Origin of the sequence: Paenibacillus dendritiformis (genome assembly GCF_021654795.1) — a bacterium.
Classification (GTDB): Bacteria; Bacillota; Bacilli; order Paenibacillales; family Paenibacillaceae; genus Paenibacillus_B.
In genome coordinates this window covers 2,349,315-2,361,185 of sequence record NZ_AP025344.1, presented here as the reverse complement: position 1 = coordinate 2,361,185, position 11,871 = coordinate 2,349,315, and the positions used below count along the sequence as shown (strand labels likewise).

Genomic DNA, 11,871 nt, shown 5'->3' with positions numbered 1-11,871 from the left:
CAAACGGCCGCTCAGACCATTGCTTCTTCGTCATGGATTACATACAGAAGATATGTTTTCCAATCGTCTTCACCTGCGGCCGTGTCCAGATCCATTTGGACGTCGCGGTCTCCGGATTGAAGTAGTACAAGCACCCTCCGGAAGGATCCCAGCCATTGATCGCATCCTGGACGGCCTGACGCGCCCGCTCATTCGGCTCAAGCCAGATCTGTCCGTCCGCTACGGCGGTGAAGGCTCCCGGTTGGAAGATGACGCCGGATGCCGTATTCGGGAAGCTTGGCGACTTGACTCGATTCAAAATCACCGCAGCAACCGCTACCTGGCCTTCATACGGCTCCCCCCGGGCTTCGCCGTACACCGCATTGGCCATCAGCTTCAGATCGTTCTCTGACAATCCCAGCGCATTCGAGCCGCTAATATTGCTTGGCTTGCCGCTCGGTGCCGGCTTGCCGCTCGGGGCCGTCTCCGGCTTCCAGTTCTTCGTCGCCTTGACGAGCTTGTCTTTCGTTTTCGGTCCGACAATGCCGTCCACCGTAAGTCCGAACTCCGATTGGAACCATTTGACGGAGTCCCCCGTCTTACTGCCGAAGATGCCATCAACATTGCCGTAATAGAAGCCGAGGAATTTCAGGCGGCCCTGAAGCTCAATTACGTCTTCTCCCTTGAAACCGTACGTTAGCACCGCGCCGCTGAAGGTGGGCGCGTTTTCCGTCATATGCTTGTACTGGTAAGCGCCGAACAGAACGAATACCATACACATCGTAATCCAAATCATGTGTTTTCTCATGGCCTAACGTCTACCTCTCTCTTGTGAATTTGACAGGATTGGCAACTTTATTATGAGAAAACCAAGCATTTTCTATTCACCCTGACCGCTTCGGCGATGCGGCGGGCGGGCGCTAAGCCGGGATGGATCATGCGATATTGCATGTATCCGAAGACACGGCTTGCAGGCTTTCCTGGCTGCAAAAAAAAGACGCCGCAGCGTCTTTTCAAGAATGGTTCTTTTTATGTGCCGTCTTCTCATGAGGACATCTTGCTCTGTTCAAATTGCTCCAGCGTCATGAGCACTTCGCGCGGGCGGCTTCCTTCATGGGGGCCGATAATTCCCTGCATATGCATGTAATCGATCAACCGGCTCGCGCGATTATAGCCAATGCGCATCCGCCGCTGCAGAAGCGAGGCCGATGCTTGCTGGGCCTCCAGCACAATCTGCAGGGCCTGGTCATACAATTCATCGACCGGCTCGTCCGAAGCTATCCCGTTCTCATCCAGTTCGGGAACAAGCTCTTCGTTGTACTCCGCTTCTCCTTGGCTGCTCACAAAGGAGACAACCGCCTCTACCTCCTGATCGGACAAGAAGGCGCCCTGGACTCGAACCGGCTTCGACGCGCCTACCGGCAGGAATAACATATCTCCCCGTCCGAGCAGCTTCTCCGCTCCGGCCGAATCGAGAATCGTTCGCGAATCGACCTGCGACGACACGCCGAAGGCAATCCGGGAAGGAATATTCGCCTTGATAAGCCCGGTAATGACATCGACCGACGGCCGCTGGGTTGCAATAATTAGGTGGATGCCCGCTGCCCGCGCCATCTGGGCGAGACGGCAGATTGCGTCCTCTACATCATTCGCGGCCACCATCATCAGATCGGCCAGCTCGTCCACAATGACGACGATATACGGCAGCAGCATTTCCGGCTGCTCCGCCATCAGCTTATTATAGCCTTCAATATTTCGCGTTCCGGATTTGGAGAACAGCTCATAACGCTTTTCCATCTCGACCACGATTTTTTTGAGGGCCAGCGAAGCCCGCTTCGGATCGGTGACGACCGGAGCAAGCAGGTGCGGAATGCCGTTATACACATTCAGCTCGACCATCTTCGGGTCGACCATAAGGAACTTGACCTCATCCGGCTTCGCCTTGTACAGAATGCTCGTAATAATGCCGTTAATGCAGACCGACTTCCCCGACCCCGTCGCCCCCGCCACAAGCAGATGGGGCATCCGGGCGAGATTGCCTACGATCGGCATCCCGGAAATGTCGCGGCCAAGCGCGATGGACAACCGGGAAGGCGCCTCGGTGAAGGTTGGCGTCTCCATCACTTCCCGCATCGTGACCACCGACACTTCATTATTCGGCACTTCAATGCCGATCGCCGATTTCCCCGGGATCGGCGCCTCCATACGGATATCTTTCGCTGCGAGCGCGAGGGCGATATCGTCAGACAGGCTCACGATGCGGCTCACCTTGACGCCGATATCCGGCTGAATCTCGTAACGGGTAACGGCAGGTCCCCGCACCACTTCCAATACTTTGGCCCGCACTCCGAAGCTCTCCAGCGTCGCCTCCAGCTTGCGCGCCGTCTGCATGAAGTCGGAATGCTCCCCGCCCTTGCCGGCGTTCTGCTGCTTCGCCAGGAGCGAGAAGGAAGGGAGCCGGTACGGCTTCGGCGGCTTCTTGACGGGCGCGGGCGAAGCTCCGGCGGCGTCCGGCTCCTCTTCGTCCGCTGCATCAGGTCCGGCATCCGCCTGAACGGGATCCGAGGCAGCCATCTCTTCCACGTCCGCCTGATCGCCCCCCTGCGGAATGGGAGGGTCGAGCACATGGCTGCCCTCCTCATCGGCTTCGTCATGCTGCCAGCCGGCCTCATCCGATGTCTGCTGGGCGGTGAAATCGCGGAACAGCGGCGCGGCTTCCTCCTCGCCAGCGGCTGGGGACGGATCTTCCGTCTCCGGATTCACCGGGATCGCGCTTGGCGCGCCAGCCGTGAATACGGCCGGATCTTCGGCATATTCTTCGTCCTCCATGTCGTTCCGGCGCTTCCCGCCGAACAATTGCACGAAGACAGGAGCCTTTTTCCGGCGCGGTGGACCGTCCTCGTCCTCATCCTCTTCTTCCACCGGATCAGGAATTCGATCGCGCGGACGCTTCGCCTTTGCGGCCGTTCGGCTCTTGCTCTCGGCCACCCTCAGTTCATTGAGCCGCGCTTTGCGCTTTTTGTTGATAATGGCCGCCCATTTCTTGATCTGGGCGCGTATCAGACGCACGAGCTCGACATAGGACAACTGGGTCGCCAGCATGAAGCCGATGAACAGCAGCACGATCGTCAGCAGCTTCGTGCCCAGACTGCCGAACAGCACGAACAGGACGCAATACAGCGCCGCCCCGATATATCCGCCGCTAATATCCTTTTGCAGCATCGTCCCTGCCGTTCCCGTGTCCGGGGACTGCAGCAATTCCACTTTCAACGCGTTATGTATGTCTTGAAAAATGATGCCCGCGCGAACCTCCTCCGCGCCGGGAAGTATGCGCTGCTCCACCGTATTGACCGTGCTTATCATCGTCAGAGCCAGTATGATGCAGAGCAGCCCCGTCTTCCGCGGATTCCAGCCGGAAGGCCAATGGCGCTTGATCATTACGGCAAGTCCGATATATATGAACACAAGCGGTATAATAAAGTACCATTTTCCCAGCAGCATGCCCGCAATCTTGGACAAGGAGCGGCCGAATGCCGCGCCGCCTGCAAGGGCAATGACCGAACATGTTATCAGTAAAATACCGTAGATTTCATATTTCAGACTCTTGCTGAAGGACGCCTTTTTTTTCTTCCTCCGTGGCAAATGCGCTCACCTCCATCGATCCATTATATCACAGAACAACCGTTCTTCCTATCGGGATTAAAGAGGGGCCGCGGCGGGAAAAATCTGCTTTCATTGGTTCAGTGAGTATGTCCTCAGAACAGGCGCAAGCACGCTCCAATCATGAAGCGTGCTTGTCATCATCCGTATCCCCGATTCCGTCTCATCCGAGAGAAATCATCGTGCCCGGCATATATTCGGGTTGAAGAAAATCCTGGATATCCTGCTCCTGCAGCAGCCGTTCAACCCGGACCGTTCTCGCATCGACCGCTTCGACGAGCAGGGTTCGTCCGTTCCGCTTCATCTCGAAAAAACGAGGCTCTTTCTCATAGCCTCGCCATATTTCTTCCATCGGAATGATCGAATGGAGCATCAGATTTGCCCCCCCTCGAATGGCGGCTGCTGGACTTGAGGCGGGAGGGTTCCTCCGTTCCCGGGTCCCGGGGTTTTGCTCATTTTACGCTCGTCAATCAGACGATTGAGATGACGCAGGGCCGCTCCGACTCCGCCCACCTCATCGATAAGACCGTAGCGCACCGCATCGTGCCCGATAACCGTCGTCCCGATATCCCGGGTCAGTTCCCCCGTCGTGAACATCAACTCCTTGAATTTATGCTCGGAGACGCGGGAATGGGAAGTGACGAACCGGACGACTCGCTCCTGCATTTTATCCAAATACTCAAACGTCTGGGGCACGCCGATGACAAGTCCGGTCAACCGGATCGGATGAATCGTCATCGTGGCGGTCTCGGCAATAAAACTCATCTGCGAGGCAACGGCGATGGGCACGCCAATGCTATGTCCTCCGCCCAGTACGAGCGTGACGGTCGGCTTCGACATGGAGGCAATCATTTCCGCGATCGCCAAGCCCGCTTCAACGTCGCCTCCCACCGTATTCAAAATAATCAGGACGCCCTCGATTTTGGCATTCTGCTCGGCGGCGACCAGTTGCGGAATGACATGCTCATATTTCGTCGTCTTATTTTGAGGCGGCAGCACGATATGCCCTTCAATCTGCCCGATAATATTCAGGCAATAAATATTCGATTCTCCCGGCGACGGAGTCGAGGCGGTGCCCAACTGTTGAATATTCTCGACTGGGGGCGGGGTATTGGCGCCGGATGGGTTGGTTCCGTCGGGCGGCCCCTCATTCTGATGCAGTGACGGCTGATAAAGATGTATGTTCGGATCAGGCATCTGTCTTCCCTCCATGTGGTCTAGTGGGTGCCGTCATAGGTTGTGCAACTCATTCCGGCGTTATGCCCGTTCCCCCTCCCTGGCATGCAAAAAAGCTGACAGCCCGCCGAAACAGGGATGTCAGCTCTTCATGAAATAAGCCGGGACGAGAATAACTGGTGACTGGGATTCTCGTCCCCTGCTTATTATACTTCCATAATAATAGGCAGAATCATCGGACGGCGGCGGGTCTGCTCATACAGGAACCGGCCCAGCGCATCCTTCACATTCGTCTTGAGCGAAGCCCATTCGTTCACATTCTCGTTCATCAGCTTATGAAGCGTCGAGGTGACGATGCGGTTCGCTTCGTCCAGAAGGCCTTCCGACTCACGGACATAGACGAATCCGCGGGAAATAATATCCGGACCGGACAGAATCGTGCCGTCCTGCTTGCTCAAAGTGACAACGACGACCAGAATGCCGTCTTGAGAAAGCAATTTGCGATCGCGCAATACGATATTGCCGACATCGCCGACGCCGAGTCCGTCAATGAGGACGTAGCCCGATTGCACCTTCGATCCGCGCCGGGCGACGCCATTCTGAATCTCGACGGTATCTCCGATGTCCGTAATGAAAATGTTTTCCTTCTCAATTCCGACCGACTCCGCCAGCTGAGCGTGATGTCTCAGCATCCGGTATTCGCCGTGAATCGGAATGAAATATTTAGGCCGCATCAAGTTGAGCATCAGCTTGAGCTCTTCCTGACTGCCGTGGCCGGATACGTGGACGCCGGCTCTCATGCCGCTATAGATGACATGAGCACCCAAGCGGGACAATTCATCGATAGTTCGTCCGACATACTTCTCGTTCCCCGGAATCGGAGTAGCGGCAATGACGACGGTGTCTCCCGGCAAAATATCAACCTTGCGGTGCGTCGAACGCGCCATCCGCGTCAGAGCGGACATCGGCTCGCCTTGGGAGCCGGTTGACAGAATGACTACCCGGTCAGCAGCCATCTTGTTCACTTCATCCGGTTCAATCAGCATGCCGTCCGGAATATATAAATATCCGAGTTCCGAAGCGATCGTAACGACATTGACCATGCTGCGGCCGACCACGGTGAGCTTCCGGTTCGTCGCATGCGCTGCCTCAATCACCTGCTGAATCCGGTGAATGTTGGAAGCGAACGTCGCCACGACGACGCGCTGCTGAGCGCTGCGGAAAATCTCCTCCAGCACCACGCCGACGCTGCTCTCCGAAGGCGTATAGCCTGGACGCTCCGCATTCGTGCTGTCGGACAGCAGGGCGAGCACGCCCTTGCTCCCGATCTCGGCCATACGCTGCAAATCGGCATATTGCCCGTTAACCGGCGTGTGGTCGAACTTGAAATCGCCCGTATGGACGACATTGCCTTCCGGCGTCTCCAGACATACCCCCACCGAATCCGGGATCGAGTGATTCGTCTTGAAGAACGTCGCCCGGATCGTTCCGAGCTGCACTTCGGAATCTGCCGTAATCAGGACGCGCTTCGTCTCGCCCAGCAGATTGGCTTCACGCAGCTTGCTCTCAATCAAGCCCAACGTCAAGCGTGTGCCGTACACTGGCACATTCAAATGCTTCAGTACATAGGGAAGACCACCGATGTGATCTTCATGTCCGTGCGTAATGAGGATTCCTCTTACTTTGTCACGATTATCGGTCAAATATGAAATATCCGGAATGACAATATCAATTCCGAGCATATCTTCTTCCGGGAACTTCAACCCTGCATCGATGACGACGATATCGTTTCCGTATTGGACGACGTACATATTTTTCCCGATTTCGCCCACGCCGCCCAATGCGAAGATAGATAATTTATCAGCGGTGTTTTTCTTCGACAAGTGGATCTTAACCTCCTACTATATTCAGTTGGCCGTCAACCAATGAACATCTTTCATTTCAAAATTATACCGCACCCAGTCACTTGATTCTCATTATACATGAACAAAAGTGAAAAACACAAGTCAGCGATTACCCAGCCCTATTGTCTCCGAAAAACAAAAACCGATGCCCCGCAAGGCATCGGCTCCTGAAACCGTTCATTTGTTTCGTTAAAATAAGACATCAATTGAGCGATTCAACCAGCTCGCGAATAAATGCGGCCTCGCTCTCGGACGGCTCTACCAGCGGCAGACGGACACCGCCGACATGATAGCCCCGGAGCTGAAGCGCGTACTTCACGGGAACCGGGTTCGGACAATGGAACAGGCCCTTGAAGACCGGATACAGGCGGCGATGCAGCCGGGCCGCTTCCGCATTATCCCCGTTCAGATACGCTTCGATCATCGTCTTCATCTCCGCGCCGACAAGATGGCTCGCTACGCTAATGATGCCGTGGCCGCCCACGGCCAGGAGCGGCAGCGTCAGAGGGTCGTCGCCGCTGTAGACGTAGAACCCTTCCGGCGCGCCATCGACGATCAGCGTCATCTGCTCAATCGAAGCGCATTCCTTCGTCGCGACGATATTCGGTATCTCCGCCAGCCGAAGCGTTGTCTCGACCGACAGGCTTACGGCGGTCCGTCCCGGAACGTTATACAGGATGACCGGCAGCTTCGTCGATTCGGCAATCGCTTTGAAATGACGGTACAGCCCTTCCTGATTCGGTCTGTTATAGTAAGGAGCGACCAATAGAACGCCGTCGACGCCGGCTTCCTCGGCCAGCTTCGTCAGATGAATCGAGTGGGCCGTGTTGTTGCTGCCTGTTCCGGCAATGATCCGAGCGCGTCCGGCAGCCTTTTCCACAGCGAACTTGAACAGCTCCACCTTCTCCTCATCGGTCAAGGTCGGGGATTCGCCCGACGTTCCGCATATGACCAGACTGTCGTTCCGCTGCACCTCGATCAAATCATGAATCAGACGCTCCACTTCAGGCCAATGAATCCGTTCGTTGGCGTCGAACGGGGTCACCATGGCGGTTATCAATCTTCCGAACTCCACTGTTAGACTCCTCCTCTTGCAACTTCAGATCAATGCCTGGACGGCATCTTCTATTACCGCTCCAAATGGAACTTCGAATGCAGCGCCCGCAGCGCCCGGACCATATCTTCCTTCCGTACCAGAACCCATATCGTCGTGTTGGAATCCGCGGATTGCAGTATCTGTATCTCTTGCTCCGTCAATGCTTCCACGATCGTGGCCATTATGCCCGGCACACCGTTGATCCCGCCGCCGATAACCGACACTTTGGCGCAGCCGGACAGGAATTGGGGTTCAAAGCCCATCTCCTCCAGCACTTCCCGCGCTCTCGGGGCATCGGTATCGAACACCGTATAAACGGCGCCAGACGGGGTAACATTAATAAAGTCTACGCTAATATGATTTTGCGCCATCGCCTTGAAGACTTTGAGCTGCAAATCATAGACGCCCGCCTCGGCTTCCACCGAGATTTGCGTCACATTGCTCACGTAAGCTATCCCTGTCACGTAGCGATCGACGAAGCCCGTCTCCATCGCTTGGAAGCCTTCCGGATGAGTGACAAGCGTCCCCTCGTCTTCGCTGAAGGTGGAGCGGACGCGGACAGGCACCTGAGCCTGCATCGCAATCTCGACCGCGCGCGGATGGATGACTTTCGCCCCGTGATGGGCCAGATTGCACATCTCTGTATAGCTTACGACCGATAACGGCTTCGCATCTTCCACCAAGCGCGGATCGGCGGTCAATATGCCGTTCACATCGGTATAAATATCGACAATTTCCGCATGCAGCGCCGCACCCAGCGCCGTGGCGGATGTGTCGCTTCCTCCCCGGCCGAGGGTCGTCATATCGCCCTCATCGGTCTGTCCCTGGAAGCCGGTGACGATAACGACATCGGCATGGTTCCAGCCTTCGACGACCCGCTCGGGACATACGTCCAGTATGCGGGCATTGCCGAACTGGCGATCCGTCCGGAATCCGGCCTGAGCTCCCGTCAGCACGGTCGCCGAGATGTCGTGGCGGCGGAGCAGGCCGCATAAGGTCGTTGCCGATATGATTTCACCGCAACACAGCAATAAATCCTTCTCTCGCGCAGGAAGATCGCTTCCGTTCTCTTGAATCCAATCAAGCAGGGTATCGGTTGCATAGGGTTCTCCCCGTCTGCCCATCGCGGAGACGACGACGGCAAGGCGGTAGCCTCGATCCAGCTCCCGCCGTATATGTTGAACTACTTTTTCTCTTGCTTCAGCGGTAGACAAAGAAGTGCCGCCGAATTTCTGTACTAATATACGCATAGCGTTTCCTCCAACCATGAAGACTAACTGCCAGATAACGTGCCGATAGACAAAAAAGGGCAGGAGCAGCCTGCCGTTATGGCCGCTCCGACGCAATATGTTCAGCAATTTGAACCGCGTTCCATGCAGCGCCTTTCATTAAGTTATCGGATACAATCCACATGTTAAGAGCGCGCGGTTCGTTCAAGTCCCTGCGCAGCCGCCCGACAAATACGTCCGGCTTCCCGGCGCATTCGGTCGCCAGCGGGTACTGTTGTGCTTCCGGATTGTCCACCAAAGTGATGCCCGGTGCGTTCGCCAACAGCTCTTTGACTTCATCAAGCTGGAAGTCTTCCTTCAATTCGACATAAACGGACTCGGAATGGCCGTATACGACAGGGATGCGCACGCATGTTGTCGTAACCTGTATATCTTCATCCCCCATAATTTTCTTCGTTTCCCGAATCATTTTCATTTCTTCGAGCGTAAAGCCGTTGTCTTGGAATTTATCGATTTGCGGGATCGCATTAAAGGCAATCTGGTGCTTAACCGGCAAGGAGCCCACCGGAAGAATATCCGGATTCACGTCCCGGCCCTCCAGCGCTTCCTTCGTCTGGCGCTCCAGCTCGTCAATCGCGCGGCTTCCCGCTCCGGATACCGCCTGATAAGTCGAGACGATGACTTTGGAGATGCCGTACCGGTCATAGAGCGGCTTCAACGCGACAACCATCTGGATCGTGGAGCAATTCGGATTGGCAATGAGGCCCTGATTTTCTGCCACTTTGTCTATATTCACTTCAGGAACGACGAGCGGCGTATTCGGATCCATGCGGAAGGCGTTCGTATTGTCAATACATACCGCTCCCCGCTTAATCGCTTCCGGAGCAAGCGCCTTCGACACGTCGCCGCCTGCGCTGAACAAGGCAATATCGATTCCCTCGAAGCTCTCCGGCTTCGCTTCCTGCACCGTAATCTCCTGACCGTTAAATACAATCTTCGTTCCGGCGGAACGAGCGGATGACAGCAATGTCAGCGTCTCAATGGGAAATTGACGTTGTTCCAGCAATTTGATAATCTGTTCCCCTACGGCGCCAGTTGCGCCGACTACTGCAACATTGTACCGCTTCTGATTCGTCATATGTCGTTTCTCCCCTCTTGCCATCGTCTATATCAATCTGTCGAGGGATGCGTGATAGCGTCCCTCGGCAGATGATCCGCTAAGTTATGTTCATTGGCAACGTTCCACCAGCAGCGGCTGAAGCTGTCTCCCCTCCAGCGCCGCAAGACAGGTCTCGGGCACGAGATCCATGCGGGCGACCAGCGAATTCGGCTTCTGAACCGGATTGTCCTGCCCGAATGGAACGAAGTATATGTTCTTCGCCACTAACAGCTTGGCGATATTGGCCGCATTCAAGCCAAGGCCGTCATTCGTGGAGATGGCCAGCACGAGCGGACGCTGATTGCGCATCTGGGCCTTCGCGGCCATCAGGACGGGGCTGTCTGTCATCGCGTTCGCCAGCTTGCTCGTCGTATTGCCCGTGCAAGGCGCGATAACCATGACATCCAGCAGCTTGGACGGGCCAAGCGGCTCAGCCTCGACAATTGTAGAAATGATATCATTCCCCGTTATTTCTTTCAACTGCTTTTGCCACCCTTCGGATGTTCCGAACCGGGTGTCCGTCGTCATTACCGTATTCGAAGCGATAGGTATGACTCGCGCTCCCGCATCGACGAACCGCTGAATCTGGGGCATCACTTCCTCGAACGTGCAGTGAGATCCCGTCAGCGCGTAACCTACCGTGATTCCCTTATAATTCATTGCCCTATAATCCCCCGTTCCACCATGGACTCCTGCAGCAGCTGTGAGATGCTCTGGGCCAAGATGCGTCCCGCCGTCTTCGGCGCCACGATCCCCGGCAATCCGGGGGCCAGCATCGCCTTGATTCCGCGCTTCTCGGCGAACCGGAAGTCGACGCCTCCAGGCATGGAGGCCAGGTCGATAATGACCGCGCGATGGGGTATTTGGGCAATGACCTGCGCTGTGACTATCATAGTCGGTATCGTATTAAAAAGCAAGTCGATGTTCGACACTTCCCGCGCCAAATCGCTTATATAGAAAGGGTTGAACCCCATCTCCGTCGCCCGGGCGAAATGCTCGTTCCGCCTTACCCCAATCCGCACCCGCGCTCCGACGCCAAGCAGCGTCCGCGCCATCGTAAATCCGGTCCTTCCCATGCCAAGCACGACCGACTCGGAGCCGTGAAGCGTAATATCGGTATGCTGAATCGCCATCATCAAGGCGCCCTCGGCGGTCGGAATCGAATTATAAATCGCCACGTCATCCCTGTCGAACAGCTCGAACAGCTTCAGCCGGTATTTCGTGCACAGCTTGCTTAGATACGGCTTAGCCATTCCGGTAAACAGCACGGCATGCTCCGGCAAGGCGGCCACATGCTCTTCCGCCAGCACCAGCTCTTCCGACGTAAATATGGCATGAACCTTGCCTTTGTCATCCGTTCCTACCGCCGGCAGGACGACCGCATCGGCCTTCCTCAGCAGCTCCGGTGTCAACGGCTGGCGCTGGACGCCGTGGAACGGATTTTGCAGCTGTTCATAGCCCACAAGAATAACGGTGGCATCCAACTCGGACAGCTTCTGAATAATCTCAAGCTGCCGGGCGTCGCCGCCGATGAACACCACTTGAACTCCGGTTAACATGCTTGCCGTTCACTCCTTATCCCCGCAGTGTATAGAACATCATATTCGGGAGCCCAAAAAAGGTGCACCGGGCAGACGGAGGAAGACATGTCTTGCTGCCGGCGGAGAG

Annotated in this window: 10 protein-coding genes; all 10 read right to left on the bottom strand. The window is 55.9% G+C overall.

The window, feature by feature from the left end; all coding sequences use genetic code 11:
- Nucleotides 1-37 precede the first annotated feature (37 nt).
- The gene (gene sleB / locus L6439_RS10290; protein ID WP_168181025.1) at nucleotides 38-787 is read right to left on the bottom strand and encodes a spore cortex-lytic enzyme; all 750 of its coding nucleotides are present in this window, start codon (nucleotides 785-787) and stop codon (nucleotides 38-40) included.
- A gap of 236 nt (nucleotides 788-1,023) precedes the next feature.
- On the bottom strand, nucleotides 1,024-3,621 hold the full coding sequence (locus L6439_RS10285; RefSeq protein ID WP_213469637.1) for a DNA translocase FtsK: 2,598 nt from the start codon (nucleotides 3,619-3,621) through the stop codon (nucleotides 1,024-1,026).
- Between the two features lie 181 nt (nucleotides 3,622-3,802).
- Nucleotides 3,803-4,012, bottom strand: coding sequence for a YlzJ-like family protein (locus tag L6439_RS10280; protein ID WP_168181023.1), 210 nt, complete (start codon nucleotides 4,010-4,012; stop codon nucleotides 3,803-3,805).
- A complete protein-coding gene (locus L6439_RS10275; RefSeq protein ID WP_213469636.1) occupies nucleotides 4,012-4,836 on the bottom strand; it encodes a ClpP family protease in 825 nt (274 codons plus the stop codon). Before L6439_RS10275 ends, L6439_RS10280 begins: the two co-directional genes overlap by 1 nt.
- Nucleotides 4,837-5,021: 185 nt before the next feature.
- Entirely contained in the window at nucleotides 5,022-6,698 is a 1,677-nt protein-coding gene (locus tag L6439_RS10270; protein WP_168181021.1) for a ribonuclease J, read from the bottom strand.
- A 223-nt stretch (nucleotides 6,699-6,921) separates the two neighbouring features.
- Nucleotides 6,922-7,794 (bottom strand): 4-hydroxy-tetrahydrodipicolinate synthase, encoded by an 873-nt coding sequence (dapA, locus tag L6439_RS10265; protein WP_213469635.1) that lies wholly within the window; start codon nucleotides 7,792-7,794, stop codon nucleotides 6,922-6,924.
- Between the two features lie 53 nt (nucleotides 7,795-7,847).
- A complete protein-coding gene (gene dapG, locus L6439_RS10260) occupies nucleotides 7,848-9,065 on the bottom strand; it encodes an aspartate kinase (protein ID WP_168181019.1) in 1,218 nt (405 codons plus the stop codon).
- A gap of 76 nt (nucleotides 9,066-9,141) precedes the next feature.
- Complete coding sequence (locus L6439_RS10255) at nucleotides 9,142-10,182, bottom strand: aspartate-semialdehyde dehydrogenase (protein WP_213469634.1); 1,041 nt, start codon at nucleotides 10,180-10,182, stop codon at nucleotides 9,142-9,144.
- A 90-nt stretch (nucleotides 10,183-10,272) separates the two neighbouring features.
- Nucleotides 10,273-10,863 (bottom strand): dipicolinate synthase subunit B, encoded by a 591-nt coding sequence (locus L6439_RS10250; RefSeq protein WP_168181017.1) that lies wholly within the window; start codon nucleotides 10,861-10,863, stop codon nucleotides 10,273-10,275.
- Nucleotides 10,860-11,762: a dipicolinate synthase subunit DpsA gene (dpsA, locus tag L6439_RS10245; RefSeq protein ID WP_168181016.1), complete on the bottom strand. Its 903-nt coding sequence runs from the start codon at nucleotides 11,760-11,762 to the stop codon at nucleotides 10,860-10,862. Before dpsA ends, L6439_RS10250 begins: the two co-directional genes overlap by 4 nt.
- Nucleotides 11,763-11,871: the final 109 nt, after the last annotated feature.